Raw genomic sequence first — 19,585 nt, 5'->3', positions numbered from 1 at the left:
GCTTGTCATCCGCTGACACCGACCCCGACATCCGGTCCTGGGACATCGCGATCCCCGACCACCTCAACCCCGTGGCCGTCCTCGGCGCCAACGACCAGGCGCTGAACGTCATCGAGAAGATCCTGCCGGATGTCGACGTCTCCATGCGCGGCCACCGCATCACGGTGCGCGGCCCCGAGCAGGCGATCAGACGAGCGGACGCGATCATGCGGTCCCTGATCGCCGTCGCCGCGAAGGGCGAGGTCGTGAACTCCGAAGCGGTGCACCGCGCCGCCCACATGTACGGCGATGACCGCCGCCGCGAACAGAACGTCTCGGAGGTCCTCTCCCAGACCGTGCTGTCCGCCCGCGGCCGCACCATCCGCCCCAGGACCATCGGGCAGCGCGACTACGTCAACGCGATCGAAGAGAACACGATCGTGTTCGGCATCGGACCCGCCGGCACCGGCAAGACCTACTTGGCGGTGGCGAAGGCGGTGCGGGCGCTGCTGTCGAAGCAGGTCAACCGCATCATCCTGACCCGTCCGGCCGTGGAGGCGGGGGAGAGGCTCGGATTCCTGCCCGGGTCGCTCAACGAGAAGATCGACCCGTACCTGCGGCCCCTGTACGATGCCCTGCACGACATGCTCGACCCGGAGTCCATTCCGAAGCTGATGGGCGCCGGCACGATCGAGGTGGCGCCGCTGGCGTACATGCGCGGCCGTACCCTCAACGACGCGTTCATCATCCTCGATGAAGCGCAGAACACCTCTCCCGAGCAGATGAAGATGTTCCTCACGCGGCTCGGGTTCAACTCCACCATGGTCATCACCGGTGACATCACCCAGGTGGACCTGCCGGGCGGGCACCCGTCGGGCCTGCGGATGGTGGAGAAGGTGCTGAAGAAGGTGGACGACATCGAGTTCTGCCACCTCAGCGCCAAGGACGTGGTGCGCCACCGCCTCGTCTCCGACATCGTCGACGCCTACGCTCAGTGGGACTCAGCCAGCGGGAAGAAGGACCGCCGATGACCATCGAAGTGAACAACGAGACCACGCACCGGCTGAACGAACGGGAGTTCACCGACCTCGCCCGGTACGTGTTCGAGCAGATGTTCCTCCACCCGGCGACCGAACTGTCCATCCTGTTCGTGGATGAGGACGCGATGGAGGACCTGCACAAGCGGTGGATGGACCTCGACGGACCGACCGACGTCATGAGCTTCCCGATGGACGAGCTGCGCGAGGGCAGCGAGGACCAGCTCGCACCCGAGGGCCTGCTCGGTGACATCGTCATCTGCCCGACGGTCGCCGCGAAGCAGGCCCGCATCGCCGGGCACTCACCCGAGGAGGAGATGCTGCTGCTGACCACCCACGGCATCCTCCACCTTCTCGGCTACGACCATGTGGAGCCGGAGGAGGAGCGCGTTATGTTCACCCTGCAGCGCAAGCTCCTGCTCACCTTCCTGGCCTCCCGCGGCGGCAGTGCCCACATCACCGACACGGGCGGCCGCGCGTGATCCTCGTGCTGATCGGCGTCCTCGCGGCTCTGGCCGTGGTGGTCGCCACCCTGATCGCGGCCTGTGAGGCCGCCATGATGTCCGCATCCAAGCATTCGCTGGAGCGGGCGCTCGAGGAGAAGTCGGAGAAGAAGCGCGAGAGTGTCCTGCACCTGCACCAGGACGCGCACACCACCCTGTCCACCCTTGCGCTCGGGCGAGTGCTCGCGGAGAGTGCGTACGTCGTCATCATCACCGCGATCCTGTTCGAAACGATCGACGGCCTCTGGACACCGCTGCTGCTCGCCATGGTGATGGCGGGCCTGATCTCGTTCATCGCGTCCTCCGCATCGCCCCGCACCATCGGCCGGCGCAGCCCCGACGCCGTCCTGATCCGCCTCTCCCCGCTGATCCGGACCTGCCGGACGGTGCTCGGTCCGCTGTCCCGCCTGCTGGTGCACATCGCGAACGCCGCCACACCCGGCGGGAAGTACGCCGGCGGGCCGTTCGCGACCGCGGACGAACTGCGGCAGATGGTGGACCGCGCCAGCGAAGGCGAAGAGCTGCAGGACGACGAGCGGGACATGATCCGCGGCGTGTTCGACCTCGGCGACACCCTCATCCGCGAGCTGATGGTGCCGCGCACCGACATGGTCACGATCCAGTCCGACGCCAGCGCCGAGAAGGCGATGCGCCTGTTCGTCCGCTCCGGCTTCTCCCGCATCCCCGTGATCGGTGAGAGCGTCGACGACCTGCTGGGCATGCTGTACTTCAAGGACGTCATGCGGGCGATCCACTCGCCGTGGAACCCGGGCGCTGACCGCCCCGTCACCGACATCATGCGCCAGGTGCGCTTCGTGCCCGAGTTCGTCGGCGCGGACGAGGTCATGAACCAGATGCGCACCAGCCGCGTGCATGTCGCGATCGTGACCGACGAGTACGGCGGCGTCTCCGGCATCGTCACGATCGAGGACATCCTGGAGGAGATCGTCGGCGACATCTCCGATGAGCATGACCGTCATGAAGCGGCCGCCGTGCCGATGTCCGGCGGCGCGTTCCTCGTGCCCGCCCGGGAGAAGCTGTCCGAGGTGGGCGATCTGTTCGACATGGAGATCGACGACGACGACGTCGACACCATCGGCGGGCTCCTCGGCAAGGCCCTCGGCAGGGTCCCGATCGTCGGCTCCGAGGCCGACGCGCACGGTCTGCACATGGTGGCCGAGAAGATCAGCGGCCGCCGCAAGCGCGTCAGCGCCATCGTGGTCTCCCGCGCCCCCCGCGAGGCCGCCCTCACCGGGGAGCTCCCCGTCACCGAAGGAGAGAACGAATGACCGACGTGCACCGCAGCGGCTTCGCCGCCCTCGTGGGCCGACCCAACGTCGGCAAGTCCACCCTCACCAACGCCCTGGTGGGGGAGAAGGTCGCGATCACCTCGGACAAGCCGCAGACCACCCGGCGCGCCATCCGCGGCATCCTCACCACCGAGGACGCCCAGATCATCCTGGTGGACACCCCCGGAGTCCACCGGCCCCGCACGCTGCTGGGGCGCCGGCTCAACGACCTCGTCAACGAAACCCTCACCGATGTCGACGTGGTCGGGTTCTGCATCCCAGCGGACCAGAAGATCGGCCCCGGCGACCGCTACATCGCGCAGGCCCTCGCCGAGATCCGAGCGAACCGATCCCGGCCCGTCATCGTGGTCATCGTGACGAAGGCGGACCTGGTGAGCCGCGACCAGCTCGCCGATCAGCTCGTGGCGGTCTCCCAGTTCATCGACGCCGACGAGATCGTCCCGATCTCCGCGGTGGAGGGAACCCAGATCGACGTGGTCACCCGCGTCATCGCCTCCCACCTGCCGGAGGGCCCCGCCCTCTACCCCGACGGCGTCCTCACCGAGGAGTCGATCGAGGACCGCATCGCCGAACTCGTGCGCGAAGCCGCGCTCGCCGACGTCCGCGACGAACTGCCGCATTCGCTCGCCGCCGTTGTGGAGGAGATCGTCGAGGAGGACCCCGAGGGCGACCCGTTCAAAGAGATGGCGCCGGGGGAGGGCCGGCTGGTGGTGCGCGTGTCCCTGTTCGTGGAGCGGGACTCGCAGAAGGGCATCGTGATCGGCAAGGGCGGTGCTCACCTGAAGAAGGTCGGGACGACCGCTCGCCGGCAGATCCGCAAGCTGATGGGCCGCCCGGTGCACCTGGACATTCGGGTCAAGGTCGCCAAGGACTGGCAGCGGGACCCCAAGCAGCTCGGCCGTCTCGGATTCTGACACGCTGTTCACAGTCAGAGACAGGCGCGTAGACTCGGGGCCATGCTGCTTCTCAACCGCCGTGCGGACCTCCTGCTTATCCGCCGCGACGAGTCCTGACGCCGGGTCCTCGTCGCGGAGGCCCCTCATGCCCGGCGACTGATCACATCGACGTTGAGGACCACACCATGAACGACTCCGCAGCAGCCACCGCCTTCGCCGCCGCCCAGGCCCCGACTGTTCCCGTGACAGGGCAGAGGGGCGGTGCGCCCCAGCAGCCGTCGGCCATGCCGATCCACCGCTACCAGCCGTTCCACGAGCAGATCCGCGTGGACCTGCCGGACCGCACCTGGCCGAACACCATCATCACCCGCGCGCCCCGCTGGTGCGCCGTGGACCTGCGCGACGGCAACCAGGCGCTCATCGACCCGATGAACTCCGAGCGCAAACTGCGCATGTTCGACCTGCTCGTACGGATGGGCTACAAGGAGATCGAGGTCGGGTTCCCGTCGGCCTCCCAGACCGACTACGACTTCGTGCGCACCCTCATCGAAGAGGACCGCATCCCTGACGACGTCACCATCCAGGTGCTCGTCCAGTCCCGTGAGCACCTCATCGAGCGCACCTACCAGGCTCTTGAGGGCGCGAAGCACGCCATCGTCCACCTGTACAACTCCACCTCCATCGTGCAGCGCGACGTGGTGTTCCGCTCCGATGAGGACGGCATCCTCGACATCGCCGTGCAGGGTGCACTGCTGTGCCGCAAGTACGAGGAGACCATCCCGGACACGAAGATCAGCTACCAGTACTCCCCGGAGTCCTTCACCGGCACGGAGCTGGAGTACGCCCTGCGGGTCTGCAACGCCGTGATCGATACGATCAAGCCGACGCCCGAGGACAAGATGATCATCAACCTCCCGGCGACGGTGGAGATGGCGAGCCCGAACGTCTACGCCGACTCCATCGAGTGGATGCACCGCAACCTCGACCGCCGCGACTCCCTGGTGCTCTCCCTGCACCCCCACAACGACCGCGGCACCGCGGTCGCCGCCGCCGAGCTCGGCTACATGGCCGGCGCGGACCGCATCGAAGGATGCCTGTTCGGCAACGGTGAGCGGACCGGCAACGTGGATCTGGTGACCCTCGGCATGAACCTCTTCACCCAGGGCGTGGACCCGCAGATCGACTTCTCGGACATGGATGAGATCCGCCGCACCGTGGAGCACTGCAACCAGATCAACGTGCACGAGCGCACCCCCTACGGCGGCGACCTCGTCTTCACCGCCTTCTCCGGCAGCCACCAGGACGCCATCAAGAAGGGCCTGGAGCGGATGGAGTCCGATGCCGCGAAGGCCGGCAGGAGCGTCGAGGACAGCATCTGGCGCGTCCCCTACCTGCCGGTGGATCCGAAGGACGTGGGCCGCTCCTACGAAGCGGTCATCCGCGTCAACTCCCAGTCCGGCAAGGGCGGGATGGCGTACCTGCTGCGCACCGAGCATGGCCTGGACCTGCCGCGCCGCCTCCAGATCGAGTTCTCCGGGATCGTGCAGCACCTCACCGACTCCGAGGGCGGCGAGGTGTCGCCCGAGGCGCTGTGGGAGGCGTTCCGGGACGAGTACCTGCCGGCGCCGAAGCCCGCTGACCGCTGGGGCCGCTTCAGCTTCCGCGGTATGCACCAGGTGTCCGAAGGCGAAGGCACCGACCGCATCACCGTGGAGATGGTGGTCGACGACCACGTGGAGGAGATCACCGGTCTGGGCAACGGACCCCTGGACGGCTTCGTGAAGGCACTGGACTCCAAGGGCGTGAAGGTGCGCATCCTCGACTACGCGGAGCACGCACTGGCTGAGGGCGATGACTCCCTCGCCGCCGCCTACATCGAAGCCGAGATCGATGAGGCGATCTACTGGGGCGTCGGCATCGACGGCTCCATCACCCGCGCCTCCATGCAGGCCCTGGTCTCGGCGCTGAACCGGGCGGCGAAGATCCGTCGGTGATCTCCCGGCTCATCCGTGATGAAGCGGTCGTGCTGCGCACCCAGCCCCTGGGTGAAGCCGACCGCATCATCACGCTGCTGACCCGACGGCACGGCAAGGTGCGGGCGTCGGCGCGGGGCGTGCGGCGCACGGCCTCCCGCTTCGGCGCCCGCCTCGAACCGTTCCAGCGGGTCGATCTGCAGCTGCGCCGCGGTCGCAGTCTGGACGTCATCGCCCAGGCCGTCACCATCACCGGCTACTCCAGCCGCATCGCGGAGGACTACGACCGGTTCACCGCCGCCACGGCCGTAGCGGAGACCGCCGAGCGGCTCAGCGATGAGGGCATCGACTCCTCGAACGACTTCTACCTGCTGGTGCTGTCCGCCCTTGCCGCGATCGCGGACGGCTCCCGGCCGCCGATGCTGCTGCTGGACTCGTTCCTGCTGCGCGCCACCGCCAGCGCCGGCTGGACTCCGCAGCTGCGCACCTGCGCCACCTGCGGGGCCGACGGGCCCCATGTCGCCTATGACGTCGCAGCCGGCGGCGTGGTCTGCTCGGAGTGCCGGCGCCCCGGCGCCGTCGGTGTGCGACCGAGGGTCATCGAGCATATGATCTTCCTGCTCGCCGGGGATTGGGAGAACGTCCTGGACTCCGACGATCGCACCCAGAACCAGGCCGCTGCCCTGATCGCCAGCACTCTGACCTGGCATCTGGAGCGCGGCATCCGCGCCCTGCACTATGTGGAGCGCTACCAGAGAGGACCCCAGTGACCACGAAGCCCCTGCCCGGATCCATCGGCCAGCACCCGTCGGGCGCGCAGCCCCCAGTGATCCCGGCGCGCTTCGTCCCCCAGCACATCGCGGTGGTGATGGACGGCAACGGCCGGTGGGCGAACCACCGCGGTCTGCCCCGCACCGCCGGTCACGAAGCCGGTGAGGCGGCCCTGCTGGATGTGGTCGCCGGCGCGCTGCAGATAGGGGTCACGCACCTGAGCGCGTACGCGTTCTCCACCGAGAACTGGGCGCGCTCCCCGGAGGAGGTGCGGTTCCTGATGGGCTTCTCCCGGTTGGTTCTGCGCCGCCAGCGCGACACCCTCAACGAATGGGGCGTGAGGATTGTCTGGATCGGCCGGCCGCAGCGGCTGTGGCGATCCGTCATCAGCGAGCTGCAGGCCGCTGAGGAGCTGACACGGCACAACACCCGCCTGACGCTGTACATGTGCGTGAACTACGGCGGGCACGCCGAACTGGTGGACGCGGTGCGCCGCATCGCCGAGGAGGCGGCCGACGGGCGCCTGAAGCCGTCACGGATCCGCTCCTCGACCATCGAGTCCCACCTGTACGCGCCCGATATGCCGCCAGTCGACCTGTTCCTTCGGTCCTCGGGGGAGCAGCGCACCTCGAACTTCCTGCTGTGGCAGAGCGCGTACGCGGAGCTGCTGTTCATCGAGGAGATGTGGCCGGATGTGGACCGGGTGGTGCTGTGGCGCGCCATCGAGGAGTACGCGAAGCGCGATCGGCGCTTCGGGGGCGCCGAGGACCGCCCACAACAGGTGAGCGAGGGGCAGGGCCCCGCGTCAGTCAGCGCGGACGGATGAGCTGCCAGTGCCCTGACGGTCGGCCGCCCCAGCCAACGGCGTCGCCGGGGATCTGAGTCGCGCACGCGCCCGTCGGCCCCCGCGGATCACCATGGCGGCGCCGAAGATCGCGAGCACCACGAGGACCGCTGCCAGCGGGTTCGCCACCAGCAGGCGCCACCACAGGCTGAACGCCGCCAGCCCCGCCGTGGCGTAGATGACCGCCCACAGGAAGCCTCCGACGGCGAGCGCCGGCAGGTAGCGCCGCAGCGGCATCCGGACGACGCCGGCAGCAGCATTGACCGCGGTCTGGAAACCGACGGTGAGGAAGCTCAGCGCCACCAGCGGAGCACCCCAGCGAGCGAGCTTGTCCTGAGCGCTCGCGACTGCCGCGGACTCCAGGAAGCGGCGCAGGCGGCTGCGGTGCGCCAACTGAGTGGCGAAGCGGCCGAGCGCATAGGTGGCGCCGGCGCGCAGGTAGATCACCACGAGAAGAAACGCGATCGCGGGGATCAGCGGCAGTGACCGGATCCAGTCGAGCACGGCTCAGCCGGACTGCTCTGCAGAGGCCGCAGCATCGCCCGTGGCCTCAGCGCTCTCCTGATGCTTGGGGCACAGGCCGTAGATCTCCATCGTGTGGTGGAGATCGGTGAAGCCGTTCTCCTGAGCAATGCGGTGCGCCCAGCGCTCCAGCTCGGGCGCCACGAACTCGATCGTGTGGCCGCAGACGCGGCACAGCAGATGATGGTGGTGCTCTTCGATGCGGCACTGGCGGTAGATCGCTTCGCCCTCATCGGTGATGAGCACATCGACCAGGCCCGCGTCCACGAGGGACTGCAGGTTGCGGTAGACCGTGGCGAGGCCCACCGGCTGGTCATCATCGCGCAACAGGTCATACAGCTGCTGCGCGGTCATGAAGTCGCGCTCGGACGCCAAACAGTTGAGGATGGCGGTGCGCTGACGAGTCTGGCGGACAACCTTAGTCATAGTCGCTCCATCATCCCACGCCGCGGCGGGGAATAAGAGCGGATGCGAGCAGACCCACGATGTACACGGCGATGGACAGCAGAACGATCACACCGCCCGGCGGCAGATCCACGAACACGGTGATGAGCAGGCCCGCCACAGAGCACAGCACCCCGATGACGATGGCGACGTTCATGGTGCGGGAGAAGCCGCGCACCATCGACTGTGCCGCCGCCACCGGCACGATCATCAGCGCCGACACCATCAGCGCACCCACGATCCGCATCGCCAGGGTCACCGTCAGCGCCGCCATCACAGCGATCAGGATGTTGACCATCCGCACCGGCAGGCCGATCGCCTGCGCATGCTCCTCGTCGCTGGTGACGGCGAACAGCAGGGGCCGCAGCCCCACGCCGATCAGCAGCACCACCACGGCGAGAACGGCCGCGATCAGCAGGTCCGAGCGCGTCACCGTGGACAGCGACCCGAAGAGGTACGCCATCAGGGACTGGGAGGTGCCGCCGGCGAGCTGGATGAGGACCACACCGCCGGCGATGCCGCCGTAGAACAGGATCGCCAGAGCAGTGTCGCGGCTGGTGTGCCCGGCTATGCGCACCCATTCGATCATCACAGCGCCTGCGACGGCGGCGACCAGAGCGCCGGGCACGGCCAGCACGTCGGGGGAGAGGGCGGTGAGAGAGGCGACGAGCCAGCCGACCGCCACACCCGTCAGCGCGACGTGGCCGAGGCCGTCACCGAGCAGCGAGAGCCGCTTCTGCACCAGGTACGTGCCGACCACGGGGGCGGTCAGGCCGACGAGCAGAGCGATGATCAGCGGGTCGCGGATGATGGGGGAGCTGAGCAGCTCGAAAGGGCTCATGGGGTGAACTCCTGGCCGATGCACTCCTCAATGATCGGGTCCACGTGGTGGTCATCGGCGGGGTCGTGGGGAAGGCGGTCGGGGACGGGGCCGTCATGCACGATGCGGCCCTGCTCCAGGAGGATCGCGCGGGTCAGCAGGGAGCGCAGCGGTCCCGTTTCGTGGAGCACCACGATGACGGTGGTGCCGCCGGCGTTGAGGTCGCCGATCAGTTCGGCGATCTGCTCCTGGCTGGAGGCGTCCACACCGGTGAACGGCTCGTCCAGCAGCAGCACCTGCGGGCGGCGGATGAGGGCGCGGGCGATCATCACCCGCTGGCGCTGTCCGCCGGACATGTCGGTGATGGGCCGGTCCGCGAGGTGGGAGATGCCGACCGTGTCCAGGGCCTCGTCGACCCGTCGGCGGTCGCGGCGCAGGAAGAGCGAGCGGGAGTTCAGCAGACCCGCGGAGACCGCTTCGCGCGCGGTCGCGGCGATGTTGCCGATCCCCGCACTGGTCTGCGGCACGTAGCCGATGCAGTCGTGGGCGGCGCGGTGCCGAACCGGGTCGCCGTGGATCCATGCGCGGCCCTCCGCGAGCGGCAGGATGCCGATCATGGCGCGCATGAGAGTGGACTTGCCGGACCCGTTGGGCCCGATCACGGCCACGAACTCGCCTTCGCCGATGGCGGTGGAGACGGAGTCGAGCACGCGTGCACCGGAGCGCACCACCGTGGCGCCCTCCAAGCGGATGAAGGTGTCGGGGCCGTCAGCGCTTGCCGGGGTGGAGGGGGATGCAGCGGTGGGGGTGTGCTCGGCCCTCACTGCCACGATGCGACCAGTTTTTCAGCGTCCTCGATCATGACTTGAGAATAGTCCTTCTTCTCATCGAGCTGCTGCTCCAGGTTGTCCAGCTCCTCCGCCTTCGCACCGGTGGAATCGGCGAGGGACTTGGCGACCTTCGGGGACGCGGTCGTCTCGAAGAACACGGTGGTGACGCCCTCGTCCTTGATCACCTTCTGCAGGTCGCGCAGCCGCTTCGGGCTGGGTTCGCTCTCGGGGTCGATGCCGGAGATGCCGACCTGTTTGAGGCCGTAGCGGGCCGCGAGGTACCCGAATGCTTCGTGGGAGGTGATGAAGGTCTTCGGGCCCTTCACGGAGTCGAAGGTGGACTTCAGCTGAGCATCCAGCTTCTCCATGTCTGCGGTGAAGGACTTCGCACGCTGTTCGAAGTCGGCGGCACCGGAGGTGTCGATCTCACCGAGGCGCTTCGCGAGGGCGGTCGCGACCTCCGCCATCTTGGTGGGGTCGAACCAGAAGTGCGGATCGTAGATGCCGTGGTCGTGACCGTCGTGGCCCTCACCGGCGTGGTCTTGCTCATCACCGTGATCGGCGTGATCGGCGTGCTCCTCAGCGCTCTCGCCGGCGTGCAGCAGGTCGGTCACCTCGTGCACGGCGAGGACGTTGTCGGGCTTCTGCTGCTTCACGAGGTCGTCCACGGCGGCCTGGTAGCCGGTGATGTGCACCAGCACATCCGCCTGGGTGATCTCGGTGGCCTGGGCGGGCGAGAGCTCGAGGCCGTGGGGGTCTACGCCCGGTTTGACGGGGTTGATGATGGTGACGGCGTCACCGCCGATGCGCTGGGCGATGTGCACCAGTGGGTAGCAGGTGGCCACCACGCTCACGCCGTCCCCGTCGGCCGACTTCCCGCCGCAGGCGGCGAGGGCCGCGGCGAGCGCTCCGCCGCCCAGCAGAGCGCCGAAGGAGCGGCGAGTCAGGGCGGCGCTGAGGTGCGGCATGCGGGTGCGCTGGGGTGTGGGTGCGGGGGCCGACGGAGTCACTTCATTCATGGGAACCATTATCAGTGAGCGGGGTGGTGGGCGGCAAGGAGAACCGCCCCGCCGGCTGTCCGAGTGTGCCGAAGGACTCGGATATCCTGGATGGGACCTCCATCGCCCGCCCGCGGAGACCCCGCAGAAGGAGACACACGTGGCCAAGCCCGCACCGTCCAAGCTCGACAGCGTCATCGCCCTCGCGAAGCGCCGAGGTTTCGTCTTCCCCGCCGGTGAGATCTACGGCGGCACCCGGTCGGCATGGGACTACGGGCCTCTGGGTGTGGAACTGAAGGAGAACATCAAGCGTCACTGGTGGCGCACCTTCGTGCAGTCCCGCGCGGACATGGTGGGCCTGGACTCCAGCATCATCCTGCCCACCGCCGTGTGGGAGGCCTCCGGGCACGTCGCCACCTTCACCGACCCGCTCGTGGAGTGCCGCCAGTGCCACAACCGATTCCGTGAGGACCACCTCATCGAAGCGTTCGAGGAGAAGAAGGGCCGCGCCCCCGAGGGCGGCACTGCGGAGATCGCCTGCCCCTCCTGCGGCACCAAGGGTGAGTTCACCGACCCGCAGCAGTTCTCCGGCCTGATGAAGACCTACCTCGGCGCCGTGGACAACGAGACCGGCCTGCACTACCTGCGCCCCGAGACCGCGCAGGGGATCTTCGTCAACTTCCTCAATGTCGCCACCACCGCGCGGATCAAGCCGCCGTTCGGCATCGGGCAGATCGGCAAGAGCTTCCGCAACGAGATCACGCCCGGAAACTTCATCTTCCGCACCCGCGAGTTCGAACAGATGGAGATCGAGTACTTCACCCCCGCTGAGCAGGCCGATGAGCACTTCGACTCCTGGGTCGAGGCCTGCTGGAACTGGTTCATCGACCTCGGCATCAGCGAGGAGAACCTGCGGAAGTTCGATGTGCCCGATGAGGAGCGCGCCCACTACAGCGACGCCACCATCGACCTGGAGTACCGCTTCGGCTTCCAGGGCAGCGAATGGGGCGAACTGATGGGCGTGGCCAACCGCACCGACTTCGACCTCGGCTCCCACGAGAAGGCCTCCGGCAAGTCGATGCATTACCACGACCAGGCCAGCGGTGACCGCTACGTGCCGTACGTGATCGAACCGTCCTTCGGCCTCACTCGCGCCATGATGGCGTTCCTGGTGGAAGCGTACGAAGAGGACGAGGCTCCCAACACCAAGGGCGGGGTGGACAAGCGCACCGTCCTGCGCCTGGACCCGCGCATTGCGCCGATCAAGGCCGCCGTGCTTCCGCTGTCCAAGAGCGAGGACCTCGTCCCGATCTCCACGAAGCTGGCCGATGAGCTGCGCGGACTGTGGAACGTGGACGTGGACACCTCCGGCGCGATCGGCCGCCGCTACCGCCGCCAGGACGAGATCGGCACACCGTTCTGCATCACGGTCGACTTCGACACCCTCGAGGACCAGGCCGTCACCGTTCGCGAACGCGACTCGATGGAGCAGGTGCGCGTGCCGCTGAGCGAGGTCACCGGTTACCTCGCGCAGCGCCTCGTCGGTGCCTGATCTGCACAGTGACCTGAGCTGACGCCTGGTCCCGCTGGCATGTGACCGACGGGACCAGGCGTCGCCATAGGAACCGCTGTGCACCTCTGGGACAATGGGGCCATGCCCCATCCCTCCACGCCTGAATCCGCCGCGCCCACGAGCGCCGCCGCCGTCAGTGGTGACGCGCCCGTCGGCGCTGACCGCATGCCGCTGACCATCGGCCCGCTGACGTCCGACACCCCCGTGGTGCTCGCCCCCATGGCCGGCGTCACCAATGAGCCGTTCCGCTTGCTGTGCCGCGAATTCGGCGCCATGCACTCGGACAACGACGGCGGCTTCTTCGTGTCCGAAATGGTCACCAGCCGCGCCCTCGTGGAGCGCAAACCCGAAACCATGCGCATGGTGAAGATGGGGGAGCGGGAGCGCCCGCGTTCCATCCAGCTGTACGGCGTGGATCCCGCCACGGTCCGCGCAGCCGTCGGCCTCCTCGTGGAGGAGGACCTCGCCGACCATGTCGATCTCAACTTCGGCTGCCCCGTCCCGAAGGTGACCCGCAAGGGCGGCGGCGCGGTGCTGCCGTGGAAGACCGAACTGTTCACCCAGATCGTCAGCGGCGCCGTGGAGGCCGCCGGTGATGTCCCCGTCACCGTGAAGACCCGCATGGGTGTGGACGAGGACCACCTCACCTACCTGGATGCGGGCCGCATCGCGCAGGAGGTCGGTGCCGCCGCGATCGCTCTGCACGGCCGCACCGCGAACCAGCACTACTCCGGCACCGCACAGTGGGACGCCATCGCCGCCCTCAAGAACGCCGTCACGGACATCCCCGTGCTCGGCAACGGCGACATCTGGACGGCCGAGGACGCTCTGCGGTTGGTGGAGGAGACGGGCTGCGACGGTGTTGTGGTGGGCCGCGGCTGTCAGGGCCGCCCGTGGCTGTTCGCCGACCTCGCCGCCGGTTTCGCGGGTCGCCCCGACCGGGTGCGCCCGACCCTCGGCGACGTCTGCCGGACCCTGCGCCGCCACGCCGTACTGCTCACCGAGTTCTTCGAATCCGAGGAGCGGGGCGTGCGCGACCTGCGCAAACACGTCGGCTGGTACTTCAAGGGCTACCCCGTCGGCGGCGAGCTGCGCCATGCCCTCGCCACCATGGAGTCCATCGCGGACCTCGATCAGAAGCTGTCCCGCCTCGACTGGGACTCCCCGTACCCCGGTGAGACCGTGGAGGGGCCGCGCGGCCGGGCCGGGCGCCCCAAGCGCACCCACATGCCCGACGGATGGCTGATCTCCCGTGAGCTGACCGACGAGCACCGCACCCGGCTCCACGAGGCCGAACTGTCGATCTCCGGAGGCTGATCCGTGGCCCGCTCACCCCGCATCCCCGCCGGCTACACCGCTGCCGACCTCGACCGCTTCTTCCAGGAGCCGCCGAAGTCGCAGAACCGCACCCCGTTCCAGCGCGACCGCGCCCGGGTCCTCCACTCCAGTGCACTGCGCCGCCTCGGAGCGAAGACTCAGGTCCTCGGCGCCGGCGAGAACGACTTCGTCCGCACCCGCCTCACCCACTCCCTCGAAGTGGCGCAGGTGGGTCGTGACATCGCCGAGGAGCTCGGCTGCGACCCGAACCTCGTGGACCTCGCCTGCCTCGCCCACGACCTCGGCCACCCGCCGTTCGGCCACAACGGGGAGCGCGTGCTCAACACGCTCGCGGATCCCGTCGGCGGCTTCGAAGGGAACGCGCAGAGCCTGCGCCTGCTGGCCCGCCTCGAACCCAAAGTGCTGGACGCGGACCGCTCCTACGGCCTCAACCTGACCCGCGCGGCCCTGGATGCGTCCATCAAATACCCGTGGCGCCGCGGTGAGGGCCCGAACCCGTCGTCCCCGAAGTTCGGTGTGTACGAGGACGACCTCCCCGTGTTCGACTTCGTCCGCGACGGCGCCCCCGCCCAGCAGCAGTGCCTCGAGGCGCAGGTCATGGACATCTCCGATGACATCGCCTACTCCGTGCACGACATCGAGGACGCCGTCACCGGGTTCCGCATGAATCCCGCCCTGCTGCAGGACCCGATGGAGCGCAGCGCCGCGCTCTACGTGGTGCAGGACTGGTACACCCCCACCCGCAGCATCGACGAGCTCGACACCGCCCTCACCCGCCTCGAAGCGGACCCCGCGTGGCTCCATGAGTACACCGGGAACCTCGCCGACTCCGCCGCACTGAAGGACCTGTCCTCCCAGCTGATCGGCCGCTTCGTCTCGGCCGTCGTCACCGCGACGCAGGCCGAGTACGGCACCGACCCGATCGCCCGCTACCAGGGACAGGTGGTGGTGCCGGAGGAGACGGCGCTGGAGATCTCCGTGCTCAAGGGCCTCGCCGCCGCCTACGTGATGAGCAGCCGTGAACAGCAGCCCGTGTACCAGCAGCAGGAGCAGATCATCACCGACCTGCACGCCGCGCTGCGCAGCACCGGCCGCACCCACCTCAACCCTCTGTTCCGCAGCCTGTGGGACCGCGCGGCCGACGGGGACGAGCGCGAACGGGTCATCATCGACCAGATCGCGTCCTTCACCGACGTGATGGCGGTGCGGCTGCACGCCGAACTGTTCGGCAGCGGCTCCAGCGCCTCCGCTCTCGACGAACCGCTGCCGGGCCTCGGGCCCGATCTGCCGACGGCATAATCCCCGGACCAGGGGTCGACGAGCGGATACAGTGGGGCCGGCAGCGGCGGAAGGAAGGCGGAATCGATGGCAGGCGGGCTGATTCGGCGCGAGGACATCCAGCTGGTGCGCGAACGATCCCGCCTGGACGAGATCGTCTCCGAGCACGTCACCCTGCGCACCGCCGGTGTCGGTTCGATGAAGGGCCTGTGCCCCTTCCACGACGAGAAGACCCCGTCCTTCCACATCCGGCCCGCCCTCGGCCACTGGCACTGCTTCGGCTGCGGCGAGGGCGGCGACGTCATCGCCTTCGTCCAGAAGATCTCCCACCTGTCGTTCGTGGAAGCGGTCGAATACCTCGCCACCAAAGCGGGGGTCACGCTGCGCTACGAGGACACCGGTTCCGGTGGGGAGCGCCGCACCGATTTCGCCTCCCGCCAGCGCCTGCTCGAAGCGCACCGCGTGGCGGAGGAGTTCTACCGTGAGCAGCTCGCCTCCCCGGAGGCGCAGACCGCGCGCCGATTCCTCGGAGAGCGCGGATTCGACCGCGCCGCCGCCGAGAAGTTCGGGGTCGGGTTCGCGCCGCAGGGCTGGGACACCCTGCTGCGGCACCTGCGCGGCCGAGGCTTCACCGAGAAGGAACTGAGCGTCTCCGGGCTCGTCTCCCAGGGGCAGCGCGGCGTGTACGACAGGTTCCGCGGACGCCTCACCTGGCCCATCCGTGACGTCACCGGCGCCACCATCGGCTTCGGCGCCCGCCGCCTCTTCGAGGACGACAAGGGCCCGAAGTACCTCAACACCCCCGAAACACCCATCTACAAGAAGTCGCAGGTCCTGTACGGCCTGGACCTCGCCCGCAGGGCGATCTCCACACAGCGGCAGGTGGTGGTGATGGAAGGCTACACCGATGTGATGGCCGCGCATCTGGCGGGGATCGAGACCGCGGTCGCGTCCTGCGGCACCGCATTCGGCGGCGACCACGTCACCGTGGTGCGCCGCATCATGGGCGACACCGCCGCCACGGCCGGACTCCGCCTCGGCTCCGGGTTCGGACAGGGCGGTGCCGGCCTCGGCGGTGAAGTGATCTTCACCTTCGACGGCGACGAGGCCGGCCAGAAGGCCGCACTGAAGGCGTTCGGCGAGGACCAGCGGTTCGTGGCACAGACGTTCGTCGCCGTGGAGCCCGGCGGGCTCGACCCGTGCGACGTGCGCATCCAGCGCGGCGACCAGGCGCTGCGGGACCTCATCGACTCCCGTGTCCCCATGTTCGAGTTCGCGATCCGCGCCGCCCTCAAGCATGTGGACCTCGACACCGCCGAAGGGCAGGTCGCGGGTCTGCGCATGGCAGCGCCGGTGGTGGCGCAGATCCGGGACAAGGCGCTGCGCCCCGAATATGCGCGGAGGCTGTCCGGGTGGCTCGGGATGGATGAGCGCACCGTCGGCCGGGCCGTGCAGGACGCCGCGAAGCAGGCCCGCCACCAGGCGAACGAGCAGCAGCTGCACCGACACGACCCCACCGCGCAGCAGCCCGGCGCGGCCGCGTCGGCCCACCAGGGGGCGGCGGGGGAGGAGCAGCCGCCGATGGAGCAGGCGCTGCGGCTGCGGGACATCATGCCGCGCCGAGACCCCGTCGGCATCGTGGAGATGCAGTCGCTCGCGCTGATGCTGCAGTCACCGCAGGTGCTCGACCCGGTTGCCGTCACACTGCTGCCCGATGAGGCTTTCCGGACCACCGCGCTGCAGTCCATCTGGGACTGCATCCTCGCCACCGCGAGCCTGGAGGACGCCGTCACCGGCCAGCTCAGCCCTGCCCGGTTCCTCGACGCGGTCATGGAGATCGCCGGGGACACGCTCAGGCCCCTGATCGTGGAGCTGGCGTCCCTGGAGCTGCCGGCCCGCACCGAGGAGCAGCTGGTGCGGCTCGGCGCGTCGCTGATGACGCGGCTGACCGAGCTGAGCTTCACCCACGAGTACTCCCTGCTGCGCCACCGCCTCGCGCGGCTGGATCCGCGCACCGATCAGGAGGAGTACACGAAGGTGATGACGCGGATGTCCGCGATCCAGGAGCAGCGGCGGGCCCTGCACGCCGACGACCTCTGACGCCGTCAGCCCGGTCCGCCCGCTACAGTGGATCGGGTGAGCGCAGCTGAACCGAGGATCTCCCAGGCACCCATCCACCCGCGGCGCATTCTCGCTGTCCTGCTCGCACCGCTCTTCATGGCGCTGGTGGCGATCTCCGTCATCAACGTGGCACTCGCTGCGATCTCCGAGTCTCTCGACACCACCAGCACCGGTCTGCAGTGGATGCTGTCCGGCTATGCCCTCGCGTTCGGGGTCTTCCTGGTGCCGTCGGGGCGCGCTGGGGACGCCACCGGGCGACGGAGGCTGCTCGTCATCGGTGTCGGGGTCTTCACCCTCGGCTCTCTCGTCTCAGCGCTCGCTCCCAACGAGGGAACTCTCATCGTGGCCCGCATTCTGCAGGGCATCGGGTCGGGTCTGCTGAACCCGCAGGCGATCGGTCTAATCCAGCAGCACTTCCACGGGCAGAAGCGTGCAGCGGCGTTCGCGATGTTCGGAACGACTGTCGCGGTCGCGACCGCGATCGGCCCCGTGGTCGGCGGTGTGCTGATCGAACTGTTCGGGTCGGCGCTCGGGTGGCGCATGATCTTCCTGCTGAACGTGCCGATCGGCATCGCCACCATGGTCTTCGCGCTGCGCTGGCTTCCGCAGGACCGGGTCCGTGTGGATTCGAAACTGGACCTCGACCCGATGGGGACGATCCTGCTGACCGCCGGCATCATCTCGTTCATGGTGCCGTTCATGACCCGCGGCAACCCATGGGTCTACGCCCTGCTCGGCGTCGCCCTGGTGATGTTCGCCGGGTGGGCGCTGTGGGAGAAGCGGTACAAGCAGCGCGGCCGCCAGCCCATGGTGGACCTGGCGCTGCTGCAGCAGCCGTCGTTCCGCAACGGCATCGCCATCATCACCGTGTACTTCCTCGGCGCCACCAGCGTGTGGATCCTCGTGCCGGTGTACATGATCACAAGCCTGCACCTCTCCGCGTTCGAGGCGTCCCTGATCGGTCTGCCCAGTTCGATCGCGGCGATGTTCTCCTCGCAGCTGGGCGGCCGCTACGTGCTCCGACTCGGGCGCCGACTCGTGGCTGCCGGCTTCGCGCTGGCGTTCTTCGCCATGGTGACGATGGTGCTGATCGTTCCGCTGGTGGAGTCCGGTCGCATCAGTCACTGGTGGTTCGCGGCCGCGCTGCTCATGTTCGGCTTCAGTCAGGGCCTGACGATCTCACCGAACCAGACTCTGACGCTCAACGCGGTGGACCCGCGGTTCGGCGGTGTCGCCGGGGGTGTGCTGTCGCTGGGACAGCGGATGGGTGCGGCCGTCGGCACAGCACTGATCCCCGGTATCCTGTTCTCCATGCTCGACAGGGGCGCTCCCTGGGTGGAAGCGTTCCGCACCTCGGTCGCGGTGATCATTGCACTGATGCTCGGTGCGTTCGTGCTGACTCTGGTGGACCGCCGACGCGAGAAGCGGGACATGGCGGCCGCGCGCGCCGCCCAGTCCTGACCCGCGGTGGGGCCCACCGGGGCGCGAATCGTGGCATCAGTCATAAAAGGCCCGGGAGCGGCTTCTCAATTGGATTCGTGCGAGTCAGTCCTGGTAGAGTCATATCTCGTTGATCCCCCATAGCTCAACGGCAGAGCACTCGACTGTTAATCGAGGGGTTGTTGGTTCGAATCCAACTGGGGGAGCCACATGATGAGGGCTCCGGCTGATGCCGGGGCCCTTCTCGTGTTCCGGGACTGCGTCGGCTCCCTGCGCTGAGCACCCAGAGGATTCTCGTGCGGCACGCGGCCGCCCCCACCAGCCCGGACAGCGGGATGGTCGTGACGCCGAGTGATGTCGGCGTGCTGATTTCCTGGGCGGCGGCGCGTGCGGAATAATGGAGCGTTGATCAGGGCCCATAGCTCAGCTGGTCAGAGCACTGGACTCATAATCCATTGGTCGCGGGTTCAAGCCCCGCTGGGCCCACCACGAAACCCCAGGCCACCGGCCGAGGCGCCCGACGGGTGCGCGGCCCAAGCCTGGGGTTCATTGGTGCCGGCATTGCAGTGAGCCGGCCGCAGGGGAGATGGTGCCCCATGCAATCGTTCGGCGGACGCCGCCGAGATCAGTGCGGTCAGGGTCAGTCCGCCATGTCGCCCACGACCACGGCCTCCGCTTCGAGCTGGGTGCTGGTCGCGCCTTCGAGCCTGTTCAGTCCGCGGTTGATGGTCTTCGCGCCGAACAGCAGCGCCACCACAGCGATGAGAGCAGTCACCACGCCCAGCTGGAAGGGCGCGCGGCGGGCTCGGGGCTCGGGGTCGACTTCGGGGCTCCCCGGCCAGGTCCATTCGCTCACGCCCTCGCCTGCGGACCGCGCCGGTCCCGTCCTGAATCGTCCCTCCGGTCAG

The 19,585-nt window shown here is 68.5% G+C and carries 18 protein-coding genes and 2 tRNA genes; 14 read left to right on the top strand and 6 right to left on the bottom strand.

Annotation, left to right across the window (positions count from 1 at the left end; all coding sequences use genetic code 11):
* Positions 1 to 2 precede the first annotated feature (2 nt).
* The 7 genes from FHX50_RS03980 (at position 3) to FHX50_RS03950 (ending at position 7,295) form a co-directional block, all read left to right on the top strand.
* Positions 3 to 1,010, top strand: coding sequence for a PhoH family protein (locus FHX50_RS03980; protein ID WP_246370651.1), 1,008 nt, complete (start codon positions 3 to 5; stop codon positions 1,008 to 1,010).
* A complete protein-coding gene (ybeY, locus tag FHX50_RS03975; RefSeq protein ID WP_183374660.1) occupies positions 1,007 to 1,498 on the top strand; it encodes an rRNA maturation RNase YbeY in 492 nt (163 codons plus the stop codon). The genes FHX50_RS03980 and ybeY overlap by 4 nt, the downstream gene beginning before the upstream one ends.
* Positions 1,495 to 2,808, top strand: coding sequence for a hemolysin family protein (locus tag FHX50_RS03970; RefSeq protein ID WP_239374580.1), 1,314 nt, complete (start codon positions 1,495 to 1,497; stop codon positions 2,806 to 2,808). The genes ybeY and FHX50_RS03970 overlap by 4 nt, the downstream gene beginning before the upstream one ends.
* Positions 2,805 to 3,743, top strand: a complete 939-nt coding sequence (gene era, locus FHX50_RS03965; RefSeq protein WP_183374658.1) for a GTPase Era — start codon at positions 2,805 to 2,807, stop codon at positions 3,741 to 3,743. Before FHX50_RS03970 ends, era begins: the two co-directional genes overlap by 4 nt.
* Before the next feature lie 167 nt (positions 3,744 to 3,910).
* Positions 3,911 to 5,719 (top strand): 2-isopropylmalate synthase, encoded by a 1,809-nt coding sequence (gene leuA, locus FHX50_RS03960; protein ID WP_183374656.1) that lies wholly within the window; start codon positions 3,911 to 3,913, stop codon positions 5,717 to 5,719.
* On the top strand, positions 5,716 to 6,468 hold the full coding sequence (gene recO / locus FHX50_RS03955) for a DNA repair protein RecO (protein WP_183374654.1): 753 nt from the start codon (positions 5,716 to 5,718) through the stop codon (positions 6,466 to 6,468). Before leuA ends, recO begins: the two co-directional genes overlap by 4 nt.
* On the top strand, positions 6,465 to 7,295 hold the full coding sequence (locus FHX50_RS03950) for an isoprenyl transferase (RefSeq protein WP_183374652.1): 831 nt from the start codon (positions 6,465 to 6,467) through the stop codon (positions 7,293 to 7,295). The genes recO and FHX50_RS03950 overlap by 4 nt, the downstream gene beginning before the upstream one ends.
* Here FHX50_RS03950 and FHX50_RS03945 read toward each other — a convergent pair.
* The 5 genes from FHX50_RS03945 to FHX50_RS03925 are packed head-to-tail and all read right to left on the bottom strand — an operon-like array spanning position 7,275 to position 10,948.
* Positions 7,275 to 7,817, bottom strand: a complete 543-nt coding sequence (locus FHX50_RS03945; protein WP_183374650.1) for a VTT domain-containing protein — start codon at positions 7,815 to 7,817, stop codon at positions 7,275 to 7,277. The genes FHX50_RS03950 and FHX50_RS03945 overlap by 21 nt on opposite strands.
* Before the next feature lie 3 nt (positions 7,818 to 7,820).
* The gene (locus FHX50_RS03940) at positions 7,821 to 8,261 is read right to left on the bottom strand and encodes a Fur family transcriptional regulator (RefSeq protein ID WP_183374648.1); all 441 of its coding nucleotides are present in this window, start codon (positions 8,259 to 8,261) and stop codon (positions 7,821 to 7,823) included.
* 10 nt (positions 8,262 to 8,271) lie between these two features.
* A complete protein-coding gene (locus tag FHX50_RS03935) occupies positions 8,272 to 9,120 on the bottom strand; it encodes a metal ABC transporter permease (RefSeq protein ID WP_183374646.1) in 849 nt (282 codons plus the stop codon).
* Complete coding sequence (locus tag FHX50_RS03930) at positions 9,117 to 9,923, bottom strand: ATP-binding cassette domain-containing protein (protein WP_183374644.1); 807 nt, start codon at positions 9,921 to 9,923, stop codon at positions 9,117 to 9,119. Before FHX50_RS03930 ends, FHX50_RS03935 begins: the two co-directional genes overlap by 4 nt.
* On the bottom strand, positions 9,920 to 10,948 hold the full coding sequence (locus FHX50_RS03925) for a metal ABC transporter substrate-binding protein (RefSeq protein WP_246370650.1): 1,029 nt from the start codon (positions 10,946 to 10,948) through the stop codon (positions 9,920 to 9,922). The genes FHX50_RS03930 and FHX50_RS03925 overlap by 4 nt, the downstream gene beginning before the upstream one ends.
* A gap of 139 nt (positions 10,949 to 11,087) precedes the next feature.
* Between FHX50_RS03925 and FHX50_RS03920 the strand changes: the two genes are divergently transcribed.
* The 7 genes from FHX50_RS03920 (at position 11,088) to FHX50_RS03890 (ending at position 19,166) form a co-directional block, all read left to right on the top strand.
* Positions 11,088 to 12,479, top strand: a complete 1,392-nt coding sequence (locus FHX50_RS03920) for a glycine--tRNA ligase (protein ID WP_239374550.1) — start codon at positions 11,088 to 11,090, stop codon at positions 12,477 to 12,479.
* A 102-nt stretch (positions 12,480 to 12,581) separates the two neighbouring features.
* Positions 12,582 to 13,817, top strand: coding sequence for a tRNA dihydrouridine synthase DusB (dusB, locus tag FHX50_RS03915; RefSeq protein ID WP_183374640.1), 1,236 nt, complete (start codon positions 12,582 to 12,584; stop codon positions 13,815 to 13,817).
* 3 nt (positions 13,818 to 13,820) lie between these two features.
* Positions 13,821 to 15,137, top strand: coding sequence for a deoxyguanosinetriphosphate triphosphohydrolase (locus tag FHX50_RS03910; RefSeq protein WP_183374638.1), 1,317 nt, complete (start codon positions 13,821 to 13,823; stop codon positions 15,135 to 15,137).
* Positions 15,138 to 15,203: 66 nt separating this feature from the next.
* On the top strand, positions 15,204 to 17,216 hold the full coding sequence (gene dnaG, locus FHX50_RS03905) for a DNA primase (protein ID WP_183374636.1): 2,013 nt from the start codon (positions 15,204 to 15,206) through the stop codon (positions 17,214 to 17,216).
* Positions 17,217 to 17,252: 36 nt separating this feature from the next.
* On the top strand, positions 17,253 to 18,698 hold the full coding sequence (locus FHX50_RS03900) for an MFS transporter (RefSeq protein WP_259922854.1): 1,446 nt from the start codon (positions 17,253 to 17,255) through the stop codon (positions 18,696 to 18,698).
* 113 nt (positions 18,699 to 18,811) lie between these two features.
* Positions 18,812 to 18,886, top strand: a tRNA-Asn gene (locus FHX50_RS03895).
* 203 nt (positions 18,887 to 19,089) lie between these two features.
* Positions 19,090 to 19,166 (top strand) — tRNA-Ile (locus tag FHX50_RS03890).
* Positions 19,167 to 19,317: 151 nt separating this feature from the next.
* On the opposite strand, the gene FHX50_RS03885 is transcribed toward FHX50_RS03890, so the two are convergent.
* Positions 19,318 to 19,533 (bottom strand): hypothetical protein, encoded by a 216-nt coding sequence (locus FHX50_RS03885; protein ID WP_183374634.1) that lies wholly within the window; start codon positions 19,531 to 19,533, stop codon positions 19,318 to 19,320.
* Positions 19,534 to 19,585 lie beyond the last annotated feature (52 nt).

Source organism: Helcobacillus massiliensis (assembly GCF_014191425.1).
In the GTDB taxonomy this organism is placed as follows: domain Bacteria; phylum Actinomycetota; class Actinomycetes; order Actinomycetales; family Dermabacteraceae; genus Helcobacillus; species Helcobacillus massiliensis.
This window is presented reverse-complemented; position numbering and strand designations above follow the sequence as displayed.

What these genes read in the sequence shown, in the direction of transcription:
- ybeY (WP_183374660.1), top strand. Translation starts at nt 1,007, where the DNA reads ATGACCATCGAAGTGAACAACGAGACCACGCACCGGCTGAACGAACGG.
- era (WP_183374658.1), top strand. Translation starts at nt 2,805, where the DNA reads ATGACCGACGTGCACCGCAGCGGCTTCGCCGCCCTCGTGGGCCGACCC.
- leuA (WP_183374656.1), top strand. Translation starts at nt 3,911, where the DNA reads ATGAACGACTCCGCAGCAGCCACCGCCTTCGCCGCCGCCCAGGCCCCG.
- FHX50_RS03940 (WP_183374648.1), bottom strand. Translation starts at nt 8,261, where the DNA reads ATGACTAAGGTTGTCCGCCAGACTCGTCAGCGCACCGCCATCCTCAAC.
- FHX50_RS03935 (WP_183374646.1), bottom strand. Translation starts at nt 9,120, where the DNA reads ATGAGCCCTTTCGAGCTGCTCAGCTCCCCCATCATCCGCGACCCGCTG.
- FHX50_RS03925 (WP_246370650.1), bottom strand. Translation starts at nt 10,948, where the DNA reads ATGAATGAAGTGACTCCGTCGGCCCCCGCACCCACACCCCAGCGCACC.
- dusB (WP_183374640.1), top strand. Translation starts at nt 12,582, where the DNA reads ATGCCCCATCCCTCCACGCCTGAATCCGCCGCGCCCACGAGCGCCGCC.
- dnaG (WP_183374636.1), top strand. Translation starts at nt 15,204, where the DNA reads ATGGCAGGCGGGCTGATTCGGCGCGAGGACATCCAGCTGGTGCGCGAA.